Origin of the sequence: Streptomyces sp. NPDC090088 (assembly GCF_044747345.1) — a bacterium.
Taxonomy (GTDB): Bacteria; Actinomycetota; Actinomycetes; order Streptomycetales; family Streptomycetaceae; genus Streptomyces.
Map to the genome: position 1 here is coordinate 479,818 of NZ_JBIVDZ010000010.1, position 21,252 is coordinate 501,069.

Annotated in this window: 16 protein-coding genes and 1 pseudogene; 9 read left to right on the forward strand and 8 right to left on the reverse strand. The window is 72.0% G+C overall.

Annotation, left to right across the window (positions count from 1 at the left end; genetic code table 11):
• Positions 1–301 precede the first annotated feature (301 nt).
• A complete protein-coding gene (locus ACIPSJ_RS41820; RefSeq protein WP_401353840.1) occupies positions 302–778 on the forward strand; it encodes a hypothetical protein in 477 nt (158 codons plus the stop codon).
• 12 nt (positions 779–790) lie between these two features.
• On the opposite strand, the gene ACIPSJ_RS41825 is transcribed toward ACIPSJ_RS41820, so the two are convergent.
• Together ACIPSJ_RS41825 and ACIPSJ_RS41830 are read right to left on the reverse strand one after the other, a co-directional pair.
• Positions 791–955 (reverse strand): hypothetical protein, encoded by a 165-nt coding sequence (locus ACIPSJ_RS41825; protein ID WP_401353842.1) that lies wholly within the window; start codon positions 953–955, stop codon positions 791–793.
• A gap of 430 nt (positions 956–1,385) precedes the next feature.
• On the reverse strand, positions 1,386–2,282 hold the full coding sequence (locus tag ACIPSJ_RS41830) for an NAD-dependent protein deacetylase (RefSeq protein WP_401353844.1): 897 nt from the start codon (positions 2,280–2,282) through the stop codon (positions 1,386–1,388).
• Positions 2,283–2,457: 175 nt separating this feature from the next.
• Here ACIPSJ_RS41830 and ACIPSJ_RS41835 point away from each other — a divergent pair, with 175 nt between their 5' ends.
• Complete coding sequence (locus ACIPSJ_RS41835) at positions 2,458–3,033, forward strand: EF-hand domain-containing protein (RefSeq protein WP_401353846.1); 576 nt, start codon at positions 2,458–2,460, stop codon at positions 3,031–3,033.
• A gap of 21 nt (positions 3,034–3,054) precedes the next feature.
• Here the strand turns inward: ACIPSJ_RS41835 and ACIPSJ_RS41840 are convergent, their stop codons facing one another.
• Complete coding sequence (locus ACIPSJ_RS41840) at positions 3,055–4,056, reverse strand: helix-turn-helix domain-containing protein (RefSeq protein WP_401353848.1); 1,002 nt, start codon at positions 4,054–4,056, stop codon at positions 3,055–3,057.
• 90 nt (positions 4,057–4,146) lie between these two features.
• Complete coding sequence (locus ACIPSJ_RS41845; RefSeq protein WP_401353850.1) at positions 4,147–7,983, reverse strand: S8 family peptidase; 3,837 nt, start codon at positions 7,981–7,983, stop codon at positions 4,147–4,149.
• 647 nt (positions 7,984–8,630) lie between these two features.
• Here ACIPSJ_RS41845 and ACIPSJ_RS41850 point away from each other — a divergent pair.
• Positions 8,631–8,804 (forward strand): annotated as a pseudogene (locus tag ACIPSJ_RS41850) (DNA-binding response regulator); the annotation flags it as partial.
• Between the two features lie 322 nt (positions 8,805–9,126).
• On the opposite strand, the gene ACIPSJ_RS41855 reads toward ACIPSJ_RS41850, so the two are convergent.
• Complete coding sequence (locus tag ACIPSJ_RS41855; protein WP_401353852.1) at positions 9,127–9,645, reverse strand: DUF937 domain-containing protein; 519 nt, start codon at positions 9,643–9,645, stop codon at positions 9,127–9,129.
• 107 nt (positions 9,646–9,752) lie between these two features.
• Positions 9,753–10,361, reverse strand: a complete 609-nt coding sequence (locus ACIPSJ_RS41860) for a TetR/AcrR family transcriptional regulator (RefSeq protein ID WP_401353854.1) — start codon at positions 10,359–10,361, stop codon at positions 9,753–9,755.
• A 182-nt stretch (positions 10,362–10,543) separates the two neighbouring features.
• On the opposite strand from ACIPSJ_RS41860, the gene ACIPSJ_RS41865 reads away from it, so the two are divergent.
• Complete coding sequence (locus tag ACIPSJ_RS41865) at positions 10,544–11,464, forward strand: SDR family oxidoreductase (RefSeq protein ID WP_401353856.1); 921 nt, start codon at positions 10,544–10,546, stop codon at positions 11,462–11,464.
• 91 nt (positions 11,465–11,555) lie between these two features.
• Positions 11,556–12,371: a class I SAM-dependent methyltransferase gene (locus ACIPSJ_RS41870; protein ID WP_401354060.1), complete on the forward strand. Its 816-nt coding sequence runs from the start codon at positions 11,556–11,558 to the stop codon at positions 12,369–12,371.
• A 384-nt stretch (positions 12,372–12,755) separates the two neighbouring features.
• Here ACIPSJ_RS41870 and ACIPSJ_RS41875 read toward each other — a convergent pair whose 3' ends face one another.
• Positions 12,756–13,721, reverse strand: coding sequence for a DUF1152 domain-containing protein (locus ACIPSJ_RS41875; RefSeq protein ID WP_401353858.1), 966 nt, complete (start codon positions 13,719–13,721; stop codon positions 12,756–12,758).
• 373 nt (positions 13,722–14,094) lie between these two features.
• On the opposite strand from ACIPSJ_RS41875, the gene ACIPSJ_RS41880 reads away from it, so the two are divergent.
• Positions 14,095–15,864: a tannase/feruloyl esterase family alpha/beta hydrolase gene (locus tag ACIPSJ_RS41880; RefSeq protein WP_401353860.1), complete on the forward strand. Its 1,770-nt coding sequence runs from the start codon at positions 14,095–14,097 to the stop codon at positions 15,862–15,864.
• 283 nt (positions 15,865–16,147) lie between these two features.
• Complete coding sequence (locus ACIPSJ_RS41885; RefSeq protein ID WP_401353862.1) at positions 16,148–17,950, forward strand: WD40 repeat domain-containing serine/threonine protein kinase; 1,803 nt, start codon at positions 16,148–16,150, stop codon at positions 17,948–17,950.
• Positions 17,951–18,166: 216 nt separating this feature from the next.
• Here ACIPSJ_RS41885 and ACIPSJ_RS41890 read toward each other — a convergent pair whose 3' ends face one another.
• The gene (locus ACIPSJ_RS41890) at positions 18,167–18,742 is read right to left on the reverse strand and encodes a helix-turn-helix domain-containing protein (RefSeq protein WP_401353864.1); all 576 of its coding nucleotides are present in this window, start codon (positions 18,740–18,742) and stop codon (positions 18,167–18,169) included.
• 62 nt (positions 18,743–18,804) lie between these two features.
• Here ACIPSJ_RS41890 and ACIPSJ_RS41895 point away from each other — a divergent pair, with 62 nt between their 5' ends.
• Entirely contained in the window at positions 18,805–19,716 is a 912-nt protein-coding gene (locus ACIPSJ_RS41895; protein ID WP_401353866.1) for an ornithine cyclodeaminase family protein, read from the forward strand.
• Positions 19,713–20,840 carry an aminotransferase gene (locus ACIPSJ_RS41900; protein WP_401353868.1) on the forward strand — a complete coding sequence of 376 codons (1,128 nt, stop codon included), beginning with the start codon at positions 19,713–19,715 and terminating at the stop codon, positions 20,838–20,840. Before ACIPSJ_RS41895 ends, ACIPSJ_RS41900 begins: the two co-directional genes overlap by 4 nt.
• Positions 20,841–21,252: the final 412 nt, after the last annotated feature.

The following is a 21,252-nucleotide window of genomic DNA, read 5'->3' on the forward strand; positions in this document are numbered from 1 at the left end:
GGGAAGGCTGCCTGGGTGCGGCGGTTGGCTGTGTCCCGGCTGGGGGCCTCCTCGGCCAGGATCGCGCGGCCGACCTCGGCCGGCCCCCGTCGCCGCGCTTTCGCGGTGGGGATGACCTCAGCTGTCGCCTGGCGGATGCGAGGCAGTTTCAGGCGCAAGCGTCAGGGCGGTCGCTTCGTCGAATGCGGTACCGGTCGTGGCTGCGACGCCGGAGGCAGGGACGGCGAGTCTGGGCCCGGCGGGGGCGGTTGCGGTGTCAGCCAGCGCGAGATCCTTCGGTGCGGTTGGCTAGATTGAGCGGGTGTTCGAACGAGTGGGTGCTGAAGAGTCCGCGGCCCTGGAGGCGCTCGCGTGGAAGGTCCGCGGCGAGCTGGCGGCTGCGGGCCTGCCCGTGATCGCGCCGGGACTGGACCCGGTCCTGGCAGGTGGCGCCGAGGTGGACATCGACGACGGAGCCGACGCGGCGGGCGGTGTGTTCGTGGCCTGGCAGGCAAGCCCGCGTCTGCGGGCCTGTGCGAGCCGGGCGTTTCGGCTGAAGCAGCTGGACGAGTCGGTCCTGAGGCATTCCAGGGTGGTCGGCGCCGCGATGATGCAGGCAATCGCCCAGGTCTTGGCCTCGGCGGGCTTCAGCGTCGAGGACGCGCGCGACGAATACCGCCCCCAGCAGTTGCGGGTCCTGGCCGGACCGCCGTCCGGGCAGCGGCCGGTGTGGTCGCTTCGCGACGACGAGCTGGCGTTGCCCGGCTGGCAGGACGGTCCTGCCGACGGTGCCGGCTGAGTCCAGGGCGGATCACGGCGTCGTGAACCCGGACCGGGCGGAGGTTCCCGGCTGCAGGATGTGGGTCTTGCCGCGGCGGATCGGCTCTGTGCGCCCGTGCTCGTCCCGGTGGTGCAGGATCGACAGCAGGTCGCTCTCGGTGAACCGCAGGAAGCCCGACCGTCGCCGCAGTGCCAAGAGCGCCCTCGAAATCGGCGGCCCCGTGGAGCTTGGCCAGGACAACGGCGTCGGCCGTCTTCGCCCGAAGCTGCCGGGTGCCCGCCTCCGCGGCTTCGACCAGCCAGGCCGCCTCCGGGCCGATCGCCAGGAACTGGTGGGCGGGGCGGCTGCTGCCGCCGGCCGGCCCGACTCCACCGGCCTCAATGGCCCGCACACCGCCTTCCGTCATGGGAGCCCTTGCCGGGGCTTTGCTCTTGTACGTTCTGAGGCCTCGGGGGTCGGGGAGTCGTCGTACTCGTGGCCGTCGTCCTGCCACCACCGGACCGTGTCCCGGGCTCTCCTCCTTCGACAGGCGCGCGGACAGGACGACGCCCCGGCGCTGGACCTTCCTCGTGATGCGCCACGTCCGCCCTTCACCCGCGGCTGCGGATGCCCGTCGGGCGGTGGCTCAGGCGGCCGGGCCGGCGACCGGGATGCCGAGCCGGTCGGCGACGGTGGTCAGGGCCGGTCCCAGCGGGAGCGCGATCCGGGTGAGGGCGTGCGGGTCGCCCCGGGTGGGGTCCCGGTTGACGATCAGCACCGGCTTGCCCTCCTGCGACGCCTGACGGACGAAACGCAGCCCGGACATCACCGTCAGCGACGAGCCGAGGACCAGCAGCGAGGCCGCCTCCCGGACCAGGCGCCGGCAGTGCTCGACGCGCTGTGGCGGCACCGCCTCGCCGAAGAACACCACGTCCGGTTTGAGGATGCCCCCGCAGTCGGCGCACGGCACGACGCGGAAGTCGCCGACCTGCGCGTCGGTGAGGTCGGCGTCACCGTCGGGGTTGAGCCCGGCGGCCACCGGGTCGAAGCCGGGGTTCTCGGCCTCCAGGCGCCGGGCGAGCTCGCGGCGCGGGCTGAAGGCGCGGCAGGAGAGGCAGACGACCCGGTCCAGGCTGCCGTGGAGCTCCACGACGCCCTCGCTGCCCGCGGCCTGGTGCAGACCGTCGACGTTCTGGGTGATCACACCCGAGACACGGGCGTCCCTGGCGAAGGCGGCCACCGCCAGGTGTCCCGCGTTGGGGCGGGCCCGCCCGAAGGTGCGCCACCCGAGGTGGCTGCGCGCCCAGTACCGGCGGCGCGCGGGGGCGCTCCCGGTGAAGTCCTGGTAGGTCATCGGTGTGTGCCGGCTCAGGCTCCCGCCCTCGCCCCGGTAGTCGGGGATGCCCGACTCCGTGGAGATGCCCGCCCCGCTGAGCACCAGCACACCGCCGGCGCCCAGTGCGTCGACGACCGGCTCCAGGTCGGTGGTGCCCGGCGGCAGGTCCGCGGCGGGGGTCCAGCTCAGCGTGGGGCGCATGCGCATGCCGCAAGGGTACGGAATCGGCGACGGCCCGGGACGGGTGTACGGCCGCCGGGGAACCGTTCCTCGGTTCGCCGCGGGCAAACCGGCGCCCGGCGCACCGGGCGGGCGCGCGGGCGCGCGGGTCCCGGCCGTGGTGAGCGCGAGCGCCGTTGAGGGGCGGCCGGCCGCGGAAAGCATGTCCTCAGCACTGCGCGTGAGGAGGCATGTGATGTCCAGCGAGTTCCAGCGGACCAAGCTCCAGGCCATGTTCGAGGCGTTCGACGCGGACGGCAACGGCTATCTGGAGGAGGCGGACTTCGCGGCCCTGGCCGACCGCTGGAGCCGGCTGCCGCGGGTGAGGGAGGGATCGGAACTGGCGGGGCGCGTGGACGGCGTGCTGAAGGGCTGGTGGCGGCATCTGTCGGAGACCGTGGACACGGACCGGGACGGCCGGATCGACATGGACGACCTCCTCGCCATGGTGGACCTGCTGCCGACCATCCCCGAAGCCGTCACCGCCACCGCCGACACCATCTTTGACGCGGTCGACGAGAACGCCGACGGACGTATCTCGCGCGGCGAGCACCAGCGCCTGGTCGACACCTGGCACGGACGGCCCGTGGAGACCGGCGGTGTCTTCGACCGGCTCGACCAGGATGCCGACGGCTACCTCAGCCGCCCCGAGTTCGCCGCGCTGTGGACCCAGTTCTGGACCAGCGACGACCCCTGCGAACCCGGCAACCTGATGTGCGGCCCGATCGGCGCCGGGTGAGGCACCGGTGCCGCCGGCCGTTCAGAGCCAGCCGCGGCGGGCCGCCTGCCAGGCGAGCTGCATACGGGTCGTGGCCCCGGCGAGGGACATCATCCGCTGGATGTGGCGCTGGATGGTGCGCCGGCTGAGCCCCATCTGACTGGCGATCGCCTTGTCCGCGATACCCGCCACCAGCAGGGAGAGGATGCGCCGGTCGGTGCCGGACAGCGGGTCGCCCGCCTGTACGGCCGCGGCGTCCGGCATCGTGCCCGCGGCGCTGACGTCGAGGGGGACCGCGGTCTCCCAGTAGCGCTCGAAAAGCGAGGTGAGCGCGTCCAGGAGACTGCTCTCGCGGACCAGGGCGGCGGTGGGTTCACCGGGGGAGCCCTGGGGGCCGCCGGGCACCAGCGGGCAGATGGCGATGGCCCGGTCGGCCACGGCCAGCCGCAGCGGCAGATGGGGCACGCTGCGGGCGATCTCCCCGGCCTGCACCCCCTCGATCACGTTGTCCACGGCGTGGTCGTCGTCGAAGAAAGCCTGCTCGTACAGGACGCGGTAGCGCACCCCGCGGGCCAGGGCGTCGTACTCCGCGCGGTTGCTGCCCGACGGCATCGCGACGTACTGGGCCTTGCAGAACCAGAGCATCTCGTGCCTGGCGTTGTCCTGCATCCGCCGGAGATGCTGCCGCAGCGACTCGGCGCCCGTGATCACCTCGATCAGCTGGCCCGCGTCCTGGCGGCGCCGGGCGCTGCGGTACAGATCCAGCAGGTCGGTGACCGTGCTGCGAGCCTTGTCGAGTTCGTCGGTACGCCGTTGCAGCTGGGGCAGCAGCGCCACGTCCGGTGGCACGGCGGAGTACTGGGGCGGCACGTGATCGGTGGGGCTGGCGAGACCCTTGCCGGTGAGGCCTGCCAGCACCGCCTCCAGCGTGGCGTGCGGCAGTTCGCTCTGCTCCGCCAGTTCGCGAGCCGAGGCCGTGACCGCTCCGACCAGGAGGCGGTACACCGTCTCCTCCAGGGCCGTCAGCCCTGCCGCCTCCAGCATCGGCGATCCCTCTCCGTCCCTCGCGTGGCGGCGGCCGCCGGTGCCGTGCGCACCGGCGGCCGCCGCTTCCCGTTCCGCCGCCTCACCGGGTCAGTGCCGCGTGGCGGACCCCCGGTGGAGGAAGGCGCGGTCGATCGTCTGCCGGACGCTGTGCCCGGCGTCGTCCGCCGCTGTGACCCGCAGTGTGACACAGGCGTCGCCGCGCACCCGGGACGGCCGTTCGACGGTCGCGGTGAAATGTCCGCCCGTTCCCCTTCCGGGAGTTGGGGAGGTCCGTGCCGTCACCCAGGTCCTGCCGTCGTCGTAGGACGTCTGCACCGTGAGCTTCGTGCCGTGCGGGGCCGGCAGGCCGTCGGGCATGCGCACGTCGAACCCCAGCGTGTGGGTGCGCTGCGGGCCGACGGCGTTCTCGGCGTCGACGGGGACCGAGTAGTCGACCTGGAGCAGCGGAAGGAGCGCGGGGCTCGTGGTGGTGTCCGAGCCGAAGGACCACGAGGTCTCGGTTCGCGTGCCGAAGCGCCAGTCGTCCGAGTCGCGTCCCGTCGTCAGATCCAGCCGGTAGCCGGCCCGCCCCGCCGGCACCTCGAAGGCGCCCCACGCGCCGGTGTCGGAATGGGCGACCCGCTGTCCGTCCCGGTAAAGGTCGGCGACCGAGGTGTCGCCCGTGCCGGACGCACGGGTGCCGACGCCGCCGAGGCTGTCGCTCTCCGCGAAGGACCAGTGTCCGGCGGCGTCCGTGAAGTCGGGGACGTAGAGGGAGAGAGTGTCGCCGTACCTGGTGGAGGCGGGCCAGCCGGCCACGCCGTCCGGGACGGACGGGCGGACCGGAGCGGTGAACCACCGTTCCGTGGAACGCTGTCCGGCCCGGTAGGTGTGGGTCGCGTCCCGCATGCCGGCCTGGAGCGGGAAGTCCTGGTCCAGGACGGTGTCGTGATGGACGACGTGGTTCCAGAGAGTGTCGCCGGCCGTCACGTATTCCACGCGCTCCCGGCCCACCGGCACGTTGCGGGTGTACTGGTTCCAGGCGGTGTCCTGGTAGGGCCGCCAGGCGAAACGCTGTTCGCTGGCCCAGTCGGAGGCGCCGGTGCGGGCGTAGGTGGCGTGGACGACCGCGCTCTCCTGTCCGGAGACGGTGTGCACGAGGTGCTGCGGCACGCGCTGACGGGACACCTGCATGACGTCGTAGAGGTAGGGGCTGCGCACCGTGCCGGTGAACCGTATCCGGGTGGCGGTCCGCGCGCTCCGCTTCAGGATCGCGGTGCCGTCCGCGTTGCCCGCGCGCATGACGGGCAGGGCGAGGCGTGTTCCGTCCGGGCTCCAGCGTGTCCACGGATAGAAGCCCTCCGGCATGACGAGCATCAGCGCCTTGGCGCCGGCGTCGGCGGCGGCCCGCGCGAGGGCGGTGTCGTCACCGAAGTCGTAGCGGATCACGGCCAGTCGGCCGCGTACGTGGGCGGCCTTGAGGTCGGCGGCGGTGCCCGTGCCGGCGTCCACGGCGGTCAGTTGGACGCCCTTGTCGTCGAACACCGGTGACGTCGGCAGGTAGTAGGGGGTGAAGGACCGCGGACTTCCCTGTGCCGTGGCGGTCAGTTGCGGGGCCGTCAGCTGCCAGCGGGAGGCGAACTCGAAGGTGCCGTCCGTGACCTGCGCGGTGGGACTGACGTAGATCCGCTTGGCGATGTCGAAGTACATGACACCCTGGATCAGGCCGTTTCCGTCGATCCGACGGTACGTCTGATAGCTGAGCGCGCCGTGCTGTTCGGACGGGCGCGGGGTGCGGATCTTCACTTCCGTCACCTTCGACGCGTCGAGGGTGACGGTCGAGTCCTCGGTGACCCGCACCTGCGGGTCGATCACCTCGCGCAGCTCCTGGCCGTCGGCCGCGTTGTCCAGGGTGCCGAAGCTGACCTGGTAGGTGCCCTCTTCGACGACGGCGACGGCCGGGTCCAGGCTGGTGTACTGGGCGAAGCCGTCCGCTCCCCAGATCGTCGGGGCGGCCTGCGGTATCACCTTGCCGTCGCGGTCCTTGGCGATCACGGTGAGCCGGTGCAGAGGCGCGTGCACGACAAGGGAGAGCGTGGTGTGGGCGAGCGTGGTGCCGTCAGGGCCGGTCGCGGTGGCGTAGCCGTAGTAGGCGCCTCGTGCGGCGTCCGCGCCGTCCGCGAGGACCGGGACGTCAGCCGAGGCACCGGGGGCGAGACGGACGGTGCCGGAGCCCAGGGTGATCACACCGTCGGCGAGGGCGACACCGTTGTCGCGGTTCAGCGACGCCGACAGCTTGAGGTCGAGAGCGTGGTCGCTCTCGTTGGTGTAGTGGAGGGTCGCCACCTGCCGCGGTCCGCCCGCGTCGGCGGTCTGGAGCGCGGGCAGGGTGACGGAGCCGGTGGCCGTCAGGGCCCCCATGGCCGCGCCGATGTCGATGCGCCCGCCGCCCTGTTCGGTCACCTTGGTGCCGGACACGAGGTGGGCGGTGCTGATGAGCGCGTCCTTCAGCTGTGGCCCGCTCCACTCGGGGTGCCGCTGGGCGAGGAGGGCGGCGGCGCCTGCGACGTGCGGTGTGGCCATCGACGTCCCGGACGCTGCCGTGTAGTAGGTGTCCACCGGGGTGCCCATGGCCGTTCCCGAGGCGCGGGCCGCGACGATTCCGACGCCGGGCGCGGTCACGTCGGGCTTCACGGCCTTGTCACCCAGGCGCGGGCCGCGGCTGGAGAAGGGCGCCAGGGAATCGTCCCGGTCCACGGCACCCACGGTGAGCGCGGCGTCGGCCGCACCGGGCGAACCGATGGTCGACGCGCCCTGGTCACCGGCGTTGCCCGCGGCGACCACGAACAGCGTCTGCCCGGAGGCGGACAGGGTGTCGACGGCCTGGCTCATGGGATCGGTGCCGTCCGTGGGCGCGTCCGAACCCAGGCTCATGTTGACGACCTTGGCGTGCTCCGCGGCCGCCCACTCCATGCCGTCGATGACCTGCGACTCGGAGCCGTACCCGTCGTCGCCCAGCACCTTGCCGATCAGCAGGTCCGCCCGCGGCGCGACCCCGCGCCGAGTACCGGAGGACGCCGCTCCGCTGCCGCCGACGATCGACGCGACATGCGTGCCGTGCCCGAAGTGGTCGGTCACGCTGCCGCTGTCCGAGAAGTCCCTGGACTCGGCGATCCGGCCCGCCAGGTCCGGGTGGCCGGCGTCCACACCGGTGTCCAGGACGGCCACCTTGACGCCCTGCCCCTCGAAACCGGCCTTCCAGGCGGCGGGCGCGCCGATCTGCGCCGTGCTGCGGTCCAGCGCCGGTGCCACCCTGCCGTCCAGCCACACCCGGGGGGTCTGCGCGAGCCGGGCCGTGTGCGCGGGGCGCAGGGTTTTCCAGAACGCGCCGAGGTCGTCGTCGTCCACCCGCAGGGCTGTCGCGTCGATGCTCTCCAGCCGGCGCTCCGGCACGGACGCCGTGTGGAACGCGGTGAGCCGGTCCGCGGTCGCCGCCGCTGCCTTGCGGCTCGCCGCCCCTCCGGCCGCCGCGTCGCCCGGCTCGGGGGACACGATCAGCGGGAGCGCCGAGGTGCCGGCCTCGTCGTAGCCCTGGGCGATGAGGGCGGTGACGTCGAACAGGCGCCGGTCCAGCGTCCCGGCGGCGACCAACTCCGCCGCGTCGGACGGGAGTACGGTCATGGCGCCGTCGTCCTGCTCGTACGTGCGGAAGACGATGCCTCGGCGGCCCGGACCGGGTACCACCGAGGCGGTGCGCCGGCCGTCGCCGCCGGGCGTCACCGTCACCCGGTCACCGGTCACCAGCCTCACGGTGGACGCCGGCCTGGCGGCGCCCACCTCCTCGGCCGTACCGGGGGAGGACGCCCGCCCGGAGGCCGACGACAGGCCTCCCGTGGTCAGCACCAGTGTCGTCGATATCGCCGCCGTCAGACGGATCCATGCCATCAGCCACACACCTCTCGTGCAACGCCTGATCACGCGCTGTCCGAAAGAATCTGCCGAGCGGATGAGCATGTCACGACCCCACGATGTCGCGACTGCGACATGTCCCAACTGCGCCACCCGGTCCGGCCGGCGTGGCCGCGGCCGTCGCCGCGAGGCGCCGGCGTCCCGCAGCGCGGCTCGGGCTCTGGCGTACGGCCAGGCGTGGTGTCCGCTCCGCGGCCGGGGAAGGTTCCCGTACGACCGTCGCCAACTCGGCGCTACGCAGCGCTCTTACAGGGGCGGCGAGAAACGCCGACGGGACGCGGCCGAGCATGTCACGGCGATGCAGTTCGCCCGGCTCGCAACCACGTCCGGCGCCAGGCCAAGGCCATCCTCTCCTCCGAGCACGCCCCCTCGGGGGCGAGACCCAGGGCTCCTACGGCACCTGCACCGAACCCTCCAAGGACCCCGCCGGCGGCCGGGATCGCTCCGCCCGGTCCGGTGCGTCGGCCGCAGCCACTTCCGCACCGACATGCCCTTGTCCTGCCTGCCCGACCCGGAACCCTGCCTGGCGGATCTCCTGCGTGACCGCGAGCGGCCGGCCGCCTTCACCGAGGCCGACGACTGGGGCAACGGCGCGGCGATGGCCTCGGACGACGAGACCTGGCAGGCTGATCGGCCGGGGCGAGGACCTGGCCGGCGTGAACGTGCTCGTCCCGACCACCTTCGAGGTCGACGAATTCGTGGTCGAGGAACTCAGGGCCGGAGCGAGCGGATTCCTCGGCAAGGGCGTCGTACCGGCCCAACTGCTCGATGCCATCAGGTTGATGGCGGCGGCCGAGCGCCGGCCGCCGCCCTGATCGCCGACGTCAGGGAAGCGGTTGCCGAGGTCCTCGCCTTGAACGCCCGTGGCGACAACGCCCACGCCCTGCGCCGCTACCGGTAGCTGGGCTCCACCGGTCGTCTGCATGCTGGCTGGCGCCGCGAGGCGAGTGCTGCGGTGGTGCGAAGCCGGCGTTCATCACTCATCACCTCGCCCGGCCCCGCCGTGACTTGGGGCTGGTGGCCGACGGCACCCGAGTGGTGGGTCATGCGGGGCGGATGTCCACCACCTCGGTCTGCCCGTCACCTCGGTCTGCCTGCCTGTTCTCCGGCCCGGGACGACTACTGCTTTCCGCCTCCGAGGATTTGCTCCAGCAGTTCCCCGAGGCCACCCGAGCCTGTGCCGGGAGCCGCGCCGCTTGAGGGGGCCGCCCCCGGGGCAGCGCCCTTGGTGGCGGCCGCGCGCTTGGCGAAGACGGCCATCACCACGGGAATGAGCACCCTGATGATCCGGTCGACGTTCGCGGCGGGAATGCCGGTCTTCTTCGACACCGCCTGGGCGACGGGCCTGCTCATCTTGGTGAGCAGGCCCGCCATCAGGCCCCCGGCGAGGCCGCCGCCCAGGGTTGCCACGCCCTGGAGCGGGGGTTCGGCCACTCCGGCGATGGCCTCGCGCACTTCCTCGGCGTCATCGTCGTCGGCGACGGCCTTCTGCCGCAGATGGCTGCTCATCGCGCCGGCGGTCTCGGCCACCGCCTCGCGCGCCCCGCCGGTGTCGGTGCCCAGGAGACTCGCGATCTCGTTGAGGTCGTGGTCGCCGAGTCCGTCCAGTACGTCGTCCTGAAATGAGGATTCAGTCATGCCGCAAACGCTAATGCGGCACATTCATGACATCTCGCGCCACACCGGACGCCTCCTGTAGATGAGTGCCTGTGCCTGCCTCCGGGTCCGGGGCGTCCGGTGCGCGTTCAGGTGGTGGTCGCCGCGGTGGTCGCCTTCGGGGTCTCCTTGCGGGCGAGGAGGCCGGAGGCGGTCACCTCTGCCGTCCGGCGCACGGTGCCGGTGAAGTCGATACGCATGGCCGCCAGAGCGGGATCGGAGGCGTAGGCGGCGAGGACGGCTTGCGGGGGACGGCTGCGCGGCCGGGCGGCCACGGCCATCAGGAGTGTCGTCTCCACGAGGGTCGCGGCGCCGTCGTCGCCGAGCTCCGGCAGGTACCGGCCGGCGAGAGCGACCAGGTTTCCCAGGGACTTCCGGGCGGTCTGCTTGTGCCGGATCGCGACCTCGGCGGAGATGTTGTGTTCCAGTACCGCGGCCTGCGAGCCGAGCAGGTCGCACAGCACGGGCCGGCGTGCCATCGAGGAGGCCGGGAGATCGGCGAGTCGGTCGCCGCGCTCCCTGCTGCCGCCGCCAGTGGGGACGGCCTGGCGTTCCAGCTCGGCGACCCAGTCGGTGACCTGGGTCGCCAGCGGCTCCAGCAGGACCGCCTCGCGCGACTCGAAGTGGCGCAGGACGTCGGCCTTGGCCAGGCGGACCCGGCGGCTCAGGGCGCTGAGGCTGAGCTCGGCCACGGTCATCTCGGTCAGCATCGCGTCCGCGGCATCGAGGATCCGCCGCCGCTCGCTGCGCTGCTCATCGGTTCGCGCTCGCTGGAAAGTCGCCTCCCCGACTTACGGACCAACGGTACTTTACTAGCGGACCGTCGGTACGTTACGTTGGTCGCAAGGCAAGATACCGGCAGTACGTTATGGAGTTCGTCATGTACCAGGTCCCCGACCAGCAGGGAAAGCTCGCCGTCGTCACCGGCGCGAACAGCGGCACGGGCAAGGAGACGGCCAGACGCCTCGCGGCGGCAGGAGCCGACGTCGTCCTCGCCGTACGCACGGAGGCGAAGGGGGAGCAGGCGAAGGCGGAGATCCTGGCCGCACACCCCGGCGCCCGGGCGGAGGTCCGCCGCCTGGACCTGGCCGACCAGTCCTCGGTGCGGGCGTTCACCGACGGTCTGATCGCCGACGGCCGTCCGCTCGACGTGCTGGTCAACAACGCCGGCGTGATGAACGTGCCCGCGCGCACGGAAACCGTCGACGGCTTCGAACTGCAGCTGGCCAGCAACTTCCTCGGCCCCTTCACCCTCACGGTCCGGCTCCTGCCGCTGCTGCTGTCCGCCCCCGCGCCGCGGGTCGCCACGATGAGCAGCGGCGTGGCGACCCGGGCACGGATCGACTTCGACGACCTGCAGTCCGCCCGCCGCTACAGCCCGACCCGGGCGTACGCCCAGTCGAAGCTGGCCGACCTGCTGCTGATGACCCGCCTGGCCGGCCTCGCCGCGGAGCGCGGCTGGCCCCTGCTCTCGACGGGTGCGCACCCCGGCTACACCCGCACCAACCTGATGACCTCCGGCCCGAACCTCAACGGCGGCCGCCCCGGCCTGATCGAAGCCCTGGCCTACAGGATCGTCCCCTCCCAGGGACCCGAGCAGGGCGCCGAACCCCTGCTCTACGCCGCGGCCGACCCCGGCGCCACCCCCGGCGGCTACTACGGTCCTCGCTGGGCGGTCGTCGGCCCGGCCAAGCCCGTCGCAGTGCCGCGCCCCGGCCGGGACAAGGCCGCTGCGGCCCGTCTGTGGCGGGAGGCCGAACACCTCACGGGCGAGTCCCTCCCTGCCCAGGCGACCGCATGACCGACGACCCGCCGGCCCCGGCGGGCCCCTGGAATCGATCGCCTAGGCTGGCGTGGTGACTGATGAGCAGGAGCGGACACGGCCGTCCGGAGTGTGGGCCACAGCCGTGGGGGTGGCCAGAGTAAGGGCGTTGGAGACCGCGCGCGAGAACGCGCTGTTCCACGACCCACTGGCAAGGGCCTTCGCCGCCGCAGGCGGCCTGTGGCCCTCCTCGCCGCCGCTGCCCGACGGCGATGCCGCGCGCCGCCGCTGGCTGGGCGTGGCGTTCTCCATCGTCATCAGGACGAAGTTCCTCGACGAGCTGTTGCAGCAGGCCTCCGCGTCCGGGGTCCGGCAGGTCGTGCTGCTCGGGGCCGGCATGGACAGCCGGGCCTTCCGGATGGACTGGCCCGAGGGCACCCGGCTGTTCGAGGTCGACACCGCCGTTCCACTGGACTTCAAGGCCTCGGTGCTGCGCCAGGAGCGGGCCGTCGCGCGCTGCGAGCGGATCACCGTCCCGGTGGATCTACGTGAGGACTGGCCCGGCGCGCTGGCCGCGGCGGGGCACGACCCGGCCGAGCCGACCGTGTGGATCGCCGAGGGGCTGCTCATCTACCTCCCCGAGGACGCGGTGGAGCTACTGCTGGCCCGCATCGGCGCGCAGTCGGCGCCGGGCAGTCGGATGGGTCTGACGTTGGGCTCGCGCGGCGTGATCGAGCGCTTCGGCGCGGACGCCGAGCCGGGATCCGCGGCGTCCATGTGGGTCTCGGAGATGCCCGACGACCCGGTCGCCTGGCTGGCCGGGCACGGCTGGGACGCCGACACCCACACCCTGCGCGAGCGCGCCGCCGCCTACGGCCGCCCCATCAACACCCCGCCGCGGCACGAGGAGCGGCCCGGCGGACTGATCTCGGCGGTCCGCCGCTAGGTCGACCGGGGCGAACACAGAACTCCCGCAGGCCGTTGCCCCGCGATCCGCCCACGGCCGGCAAGCCACTCCGCCCGCCAGGGGTCGGTACGTGCGACGATCTCGGCCACCGTCTCCCGGCCCGGACGGCCGTTCGTCCCTCCTCACCGAGTACCACCGCCCGCTCAGCGCCTGCCTCGCCGCGGCTCTCCCGCCAGGGTTCCGGCTCCGGCACCGCGAGCAACCCCGCCGCCCGCGTGGCTCCCTGACCGACCTGTGTGGCCTCGGCCCGCAGGACGTCATCGCCGGCGCCGTCCGCACCGCAACAGCCCTGACGCTGGCTTGGGTCGGCGCCCTCGGGCAGTGGCCGGCCGCCTCGACGGGACGGGGAAGAGCTGACCATCGTCAGTGCGGGAACGCCCGCGGCGGGCGCTGGCGGGGCAGCGTGCTGCGGAACTCCTCGATCACCGAACTCACCTGCCGCATCAGCGAAGTCCGTTCCAGCAGACCGAGGTAGAGGTTGCGGTGGGCCAGTCCGGGCAGGTCCACGCAGAAGTACAGGGCCATGAGCGGGTTGATGAACAACTCGCCGCCCTTGGTCCGCTCCGTGAACCGGACGTCGCCGAAGTCACCGCGCACGGCGGCGGCGACGGAGCCGTTCACGATGCTCGGGTGGCTCGGGGTGTGGCGCTGCGCGTGCGCCACCGCGTCGAGATACAGCGCGCCCTCCCGCCCCGCCCCGAGCAGCGAGAACGCGCCGAGATAGGCGCCGTCCCGGTCCAGGGCGGCCAGGTTCTCCAGTACGAGCGAGTGGTTCACGCCGTGGTAGGCGTCCACTCCGAAGCCGAGGCAGGCCACCAGCCGCTGCGGGACCTCGTCGAGCCCGCTCACGGCGGCCAGGCTCGCCATGTCCTCCTCCGGGGTGCCGAGGCCGTGTTCGTCGCCGCGCATCAGGATGTCGGTCCCGCCGTCCACCAGCACGACCGCGTCGACCCCGCCGAGATGCGTGATCAGCGTCCGGTAGGCGGCCCGCAGCGGACCGACCCCGATGCTCGGGAACGCGTACACGGTCGACGGCAGGTTCTGCGTCGCGAGCCACTGGGCGAGCGTCCGTTCGGGGAAGTAGTCGCCGCGCAGGGGCGTTTCGGGCCCGACGGCCGCGACGTCCTGGTCCACCCACACGTCGAGGTCCAGGCCGTAGAGGTCGGCGAAGGACAGGTTGGCCAGGTGCACCTCCTTGCCCGCGGCCCGGAGCGAGAGTGCGAGCGGCAGTCCGGCGTACACGTCGAAGCCGCCGCCGGCACCGGCGATGAGCACCCGTCGCGCGTCGCGCAGGCGGGTGAAGAAGGCTGGTTCCCCCAGAGAGATCACCGCAGGACGCTAGCAGGAGGGCGTGTCCCCTTCTCACTCGCCGCAACAGGGCCCGCGGTACTCACCGTGTTCGCCGCGAATCCTCAGATTGCGCGCCGCGCGGGTTGACAGTGTGAGGCCTGGCAGGCGTCGGTGGAACCGGCCGTCCCACCGCCCAGAATCGTCAACAATTTCGTTGACCAATCTTGCGTCCTTGTAGATCGCGAGACTACGGTCCTCGCCGTACCGCCCCTGTGAAGCCGCAGTTGCCAGGGGCCGGGTGGGGGCCGCGAGGTGTGGCGGTGTGCTCCGGGGCAGGCAGCCCGAAGAGGGTGCCCCGCGCAGCGCCGCGACGGTCACTCGCCTCGGCTCAGCGATCGAACGGAGACCGAGTATGCGTATGCTCCCCAGATGGTGCCGGTGGAAGTCCACCGCCTTCATGGCCACCCTGGCCGCCGCCCTCGCCCTCGTGACCGGGGCTGGCATCGCCCTCGCCGGCGCGACGCCCGGCAGCGCGTCCACCTCCGGTTCCGCCGCGGCGGTCAACGCGGCCACCACCGCCTCCGGCATCGCCCCGGCGATGACGTGTTCGGGCGTGACGTCCCTCGACCTGGCGGCCGCCGTGCCCGGGGTGCCCTTCGAGGTCGGCTCGGCCGCGGAGGTCGCCGCGAGCGGCAACACCCTCGGCAACTGGGGGTACTGCGATGTGCAGGGTGTCATCGCCCCACAGATCCACTTCGAGCTGCGGCTGCCCGACACGGGCTGGCAGGCGAACTACCTGCAGCTGGGCTGCGGCGGCCTGTGCGGCAGCGTCAACACCGGTAACGCCGCCGCGTCCTACGGCTGTGTCCCGCTGACGGACGGCGCCTTCGCGGTGGGCTCCAGCGACGAGGGCCACTCCCAGGGCGGCGGGCTGTTCTCCACCGACCCGAGCCTGCGCGCGGACTTCGGCTACAAGTCCGACCACCTGCTCGCCCAGGTCGCCAAGGTCCTGGTCGAGCAGTACTACGGCCGGGCGGCCACGCACTCCTACTTCGACGGCTGCTCGCAGGGCGGCCACCAGGCACTGACCGAGGCCCAGCGCTACCCGGCCGACTTCGACGGCATCGTCGCCGGCGCCCCGGCCAACAACTTCACCGCGCTGAACACCTTCTCGCACGCCTGGACCGCCCAGTCCGTGTACCTCGACGGCGGCCCGGCCACCATCACCACCGCCGACCTCGCCCCCATCCACGCCGCCGTCCTCAAGGGCTGCGGCGCCCCGGCCGACGGCATCATCGCCGACCCGCTGGCCTGCACCTGGGACCCGGCGAGCATCCGGTGCAAGGCCGGGCAGACCTCCACGTCCGACGACTACTGCCTGACCTCCGACCAGGTCACCACAGTGCGCCGCATCTACTCCGGCCCCACCGACGAGCACGGCCGACTCCTCTACCCGGGCTACCAGTTGCGCGGCTCGGAGCTGAACTGGGCCGGCATCATCGTGCCCACTTCGGCGACCGGCTCCACCGGTGACCAGAGCTTCGTGCGCGAGACCCTGCGCTACCAGATCTTCGACAGCCCGCAGCCCGCCCTCACCTACAAGGACATCAAGTTCACAGCCGCCTACTACAAGAAGGTCATGGAGCTGGGCGCGGGCATCTACGACGCCACCGACCCCGACCTCATCGCCTTCAAGAAGGCCGGCGGCAAACTGATCCTCTGGCACGGGCTGGGCGACCAGCACATCCCGGCCGTCGGAACGATGGCCTACTACAGGGCAGTTGAGAGGGTCATGGGCGGAGAGGCGGCCACCACCAGCTTCGCCCGGCTGTTCCTGCTCCCCGGCGTAGCCCACTGCGGCGGCGGCCAGGGCCCGGACAAGCTGGACGCGCTGACCGCGATCACCGACTGGGTCACCCAGGGCAAAGCCCCGGCCAGCCTGCTGACTTCGACGGTCGACAGCACCGGCAAGGTCACCTCGTCCCGGCCCACCTACCCCTTCCCGGCCATCGCCAAGAACACGACGGGCGGCTCGGCCGACGACCCCTCCAGCTACACCGCGGTCAAGTCCACCGCCGAGGCGAACCTCACCCTGAACTGGCTCGGCTCCTTCCGCTCCGGCTACGAGCGGGTCGGCAACTGGATCCACGGCGAGTGGGTGATCAGCAGGGGCAAGGCCTGACCTGACTCCGTCGGCTGGCCCGGAACCCGTACATCCACCGTTGCCGCGCGCAGTCCGCCCTTCCTTCCGAAGGGCGGGCCCGTGGCCATGCCGAGTGGCGGTGCCGACGGAAAGGCCGTGCCGCAGACGTGGGGGCCGGGCAGCGGAGCCTTGGCATCACCGACACCCCCGCGCCTTGATCCGCCGGGCGGCCCCCAGGACGATGGACCGGCACGGGGCATCGCCCCGCGCGGGCTGCCCACCGCTGGACGACGACAGCGGTGACGAGGGGGAGAAGGCTGAAGTGACGGACGAGGCGGCGCGAGAGGCGATCGGCGGCGGACGGTACCTGCTCGTTCGGCGGATCGCCTCCGGCGGCATGGGGACGATCTGGGAGGGGTACGACACCCGCCTCGATCGGACGGTCGCGATCAAAGAGGTGTCCCTGGACCTGATACCGCCCATCCATCAGCAGGAGTTCCTGGATCGGGCCGTCCTCGAAGGACGCAACGCAGCCGCGCTGGCGGATCACCCCAACATCGTCACCATCCATGACGTCGTGATCGAACGCGGCATGCCGTGGACGGTGATGCAGTTCGTCCGCGGTCGCTCGCTGGCCGAACTCCTCGGGGCCGCCCTGCCGGTGGACCAGGTTGCCGCGGTGGCCGGACAGATGCTGTCGGCTCTGGGCTTCGCGCACGAGGCCGGAATCATCCATCGGGACGTGAAGCCGCACAACATCATGATCAACGAGGGAGACGGGCGGGCGCTGCTCACCGACTTCGGGATTGCCAAGAGCGACCGTGACGGCGGCCTCACCCGCACCGGCGTGGTCATCGGGTCCGCGCCCTACATGGCACCGGAGCGCCATGAGGGCAGGTCCGGCGACCCGTCTTCCGATCTGTTCAGCCTCGGGGTGAGCCTCTTCGAGGCGGTGGAGGGGTACTCACCGTTCGCAAAGGAGACCCGGACCGGCACCGTCACCGCGATCCTGGTCGGGCCGCTTCCCGTGATGACACACGCGGGCCGCCTCGGACCGCTCATCCAGGCCCTGACGGAGAAGGACCCGTCCCGTCGTGCGACCTTGCCCGAGGCGCTGCGACTGCTGGACGGCCTGCCGACGGCCCGCACGTGGACCGCCGCGAACACCATCCCGGGAAGAACCCTGACAGCCACCCGCCCGCAGACCGCGATGAGCATCGGGAACACCACGATGCCCGTCGCGTCACGGCAGGCGTCCGGGCCGGTCAGCCTCACACCGCCGTTCGCGAAGCGCCTGCACACCGTCGCGCTCAGCCCCGGTGCCACGAAGATGGCGAGTGCCAGCAGGGACCTGCATCTTTGGGACCTGACCGAGAACCGCCATGTGGCGCACCTCCTCGGCCACGTCAATCCGGTGGATCCGCTGTTCAGCGCCGACGGCAGGGTGCTGGCAGGGGCGGGCCGGGCCGTGTGGCTGTGGGATCTCACCACCGGCGACCGCGAGGCCGTCCGGAAGATCAAGATCAGCCACCCGAAGACGATCGCCCTGAGCTCCGACGGCAGGACACTGGCCGCGTGCGCGAAGAGGACGGTGGGGCTCTGGGACGTCGGCACCGGCCTGCAGACCGTCGCGCTGGAGTCCGTCAGTGCCCAGGCGACGACCTGCCTCGCGTTCAGCCCCGACGGGACGACGCTGGCGGTCGGCGGGGCCGGCGCGACGGTGTCGCTGTGGGATGCCGCCGCCGGCACCCCTGTGGGCACCCTCACGCATCCGGACGCCGGCATCAGCTCACTCGCCTTCAGCCCGGACGGAAGGACACTGGCGGGCGTCGGAGGAGACACGGCGAGCATCGTCCTGTGGGACCTCGCGTCAGGACACTGCGTCGCCGTACCCGGCCTGACCGGCGGCAGAGCCCGCCACCCAGCCCTGTTCAGCCCAGACGGCGCAACCCTCGCCGCGGGCGGCAACACCGCGTTCCACCTGTGCGACCTGGCGACCGGCGACGTGACCGCCGTCAAGATCGGTCTCCAGAAGGTCACCTCGCTCGCTTTCGGGCCGGACAACAGAGCCATGGCCTCCTCCGCCGACGGCGAGCTCATTCGTCTCTGGTACGACTCCGAGTGACCGGCCGCGCCCGGGGGAGCGCCCGCCGCGACCCACGCAGTCCTTCGCGTGCGGGGACGGCCGTTCAGCGGAGGATGGTGACCACCGGCGCGGGCTCGTCGTACACCGTGTGCAGGTAGGAGTCGGTGGTCTGGCCAGGCGTAGTAGCCGCTGGAGTCGATGACGAAGTCGGCGGTGCCGTCGCTGTTGTTGCAGCTGCTGATCTGGCCCACGGTGTCAGGCGCCGCTGACGACCCGCATGAAGACCGTCGGTCGGGTGTGCTCGTTGAGGTAGGCGTAGTGCTGGTCGCTGGGGATGGTGGCGCTCTGTCCCGGCCCCACCACCTGCGGTCCGGTTTCCAGCACGAGGGTGAGACGGCCGGCGAGGACGTGGTGGATCTCCTGCGCTCCGGGCCGGTCGGGTTCGGCGTCGTAACGGCCGCCCGGGGCGAGGGTCCAGCGCCATAGTTCGGCGCGCGGGTTGTCGGTGGCGCCCAGCAGGAGGGCGGTGCTGCCGTCCGGGGCCTCCCACACGAGCGTGCCTTCGGCTTGCGTGCCGGGAGCGTCGGTCTCGGGCAGGGCGAGGGTGGCGAAGTCGGTGTCGAGGGCGCGGGCGACACGGTCGACGGTGGCGAGGCTGGGGTTGGCGTGGCCGAGCTCGATGTCGGTGAGCATGCGCCGGCTGAGTCTGGCGGTGTCGGCGAGCTGCTGGACGCCCCAGCCTCGCTGTTTGCGCAGCGCGCGGACGCGTCTGCCGATGCGGGTGACGAACTCCTGCGTGGCCTGGCCGTCGGGGGTGCTCTCACGACTCATGGTGAGAACTATAGTGCGCAAAAAAGTTGCCACCCGGCCGAATGGGCAATATATTGCTCATTATGCGTGTGATCAGCTCTCCCCGCGTCTCCGAGCAGGCCGTTCTCGCGGCTCTCCGTGACGCCTTCAGGGCCCCTTCCCTCCATGCGGCACCGCCTCCGGGCCAGTTCACGGTCGACCTGCCCGGCGGCGGTGACGTCATCCACTACCCGGCTGTCCTGCCCCATGCCGACGTGTACTCGGTCAAGGTCTCCCCGTACCTGCCCGCCCCCGCCGGTCCCGCCGTGGTCACGGCGTGGACGATGCTCGTGAGCCTGTCCACCGGGCAGCCGCTCGCGCTGCTGGACGCCTCCGAGTTGACCGTCGAGCGCACCGCGGCCACCACCGTGCTCGCCGCCGACCTGCTCCTGCCGCCCGGCGCCCGCACCGCGGCCGTCATCGGGTACGGGCGGGTCGGCCGTGCGCACGCCCGCTACCTGCGCCGCCTGCGCCCCGGCATGGCCGTCCGCGCCTTCTCCCCGAGGGGCATCGACGAGGCCAGCGACGACGTCCGGGCCGCGGCGAGCCTTGAGGACGCGGTGACGGGTGCGGACCTGGTGATGCTGTGCACCTCGGCCGCCGGCGATGTGGTCGACCCCGCCACCCTGCCCGCCGGCACGGTCGTCACCTCGATCTCGACCAACGCACCTGGCGCCCGCGAGATACCGCCCGCCGCTGTCAGGGCTCTCGACGTCTACGTCGACGCGCTCACCACCCTGCACGTCGCCGCCGACCTGACCCGCGCCGCCGCTGACGGCTGGGACCCCGCCGCCGTACGCGGCGACCTGTCGGGCCTCCTGGCGGGCCACGCCCAGGGCCCGAGCGGCGAGCGGCCGGTGTACTTCCGGTCCGTGGGGCTGGGCATCGAGGACGCGGCCGTCGCCTGGGCCGCCCTGCACAGCGACAACGTCATGACGAAGGGACAGCCCTGGTGAAGATCCGCCCGTTCGCCGTCGAGCAGTGGATGAACGACTACGAGGAGACCTGCCGCTACAACCTCGCCGAGACCTGCGTCCGCTCCCTGACCGCCGGCGAACTGCTGGAGATGTCGGGACGGCGGGAGGAGATCCTCGCCGAACTCGACGCCACCCCGCTCACCTACGGTCCCATCCCCGGCAGCCCGAGCCTGCGCGGCCTCGTCGCCGGCCTCTACGACAGCCAGGGCCCGGACAACGTCCTGATCACCCACGGCGCGATCGGCGCGAACGCCCTCGTGCACGCCACCCTCGTCGAACCCGGCGACCACATCGTGGCCGTCGTCCCCACCTACCAGCAGCACTACTCCATCCCCGACAGCTACGGCGCCCGCGTCACCCGGCTGCCGCTGCGCGAGGAGAACGGCTGGCTGCCCGACCTCGACGAACTCGACCACGTGGTCTCGGCCGACACCAGGCTCATCGCCGTCAACAACCCCAACAACCCCACCGGCGCCCTCATCGGCGAAGCCGGACTGGCCCGCATCGCCAAGATCGCCGAACGAGCCGGGGCGTGGGTGCTGTGCGACGAGGTCTACCGCGGCGTCGACCAGGACGGCGACGGCTTCACCGCCTCGATCGCCGATCTGTACGAGCGCGGCATCTCCACCGGCAGCATGTCCAAGCCCTACTCCCTGGCCGGACTGCGCCTGGGCTGGATCGTGGGCCCCACCCCCCTCCTCGCCGACGTGGCCACCCACCGGGACTACACCACCATCAGCGTCGGACGCGTCGACGACCTCCTGGCCTGCGTCGCCCTGGAGAACAAGAACGCCATCCTCGCCCGCTCCCACCGGATCACCCGCACCAACCTCGCCATCCTCGACGAGTGGGTCACCTGCCGCGACGACATCACCTACGTCAGACCGGCCTCCGGCACCACCGCGCTCCTGCGCTACAGCGCCACGCTCGGTTCCTACGAGTTCTGCACCCGCCTCCTTCAGGAGACCGGCGTCATGTTCACCCCCGGCGCCGCCTTCGACATCGAGCACACCGTCCGCATCGGCTTCGCCGACGACACCGAGACCCTCCGCACCGGCCTGGAACTGGCCGGCCAGTTCCTCGACCGGCTCGCCCAGGACTGACTCACCGGCAAGAGGGCCGGGGGACGAAGGGAGCGCGAGGGCATCATCCGCGGCTACACCACGCCCATCGATCCTCGCGCCCTGCAAACAGGATCTCGAGCCGCAGAACCTCGAATGCCACGACGTCGACGGCGAGGACAACTACCTGCTGGCACGCCCTGGAGACCATCAGGGAACCCACCGCCAACGCGCACCTCACCAGCCCCCAACCACCCGCGAGCAAGGAGAACCCCTCATGATCCAGGTGCTCTGGCTCGGAATCCTGCTCGCGGCGGCCTGGGGCTGGTGACGAAGATCGGGCCGACGGACAGGGCCGCGCCGGCGCCGACCCAAGGCTACAAAGCCGCCTTCCGCATCATCCTCGGCTCCGCCACAGCCGACCTGATCCTGCTCATACCGGCCCTGGCCTTCG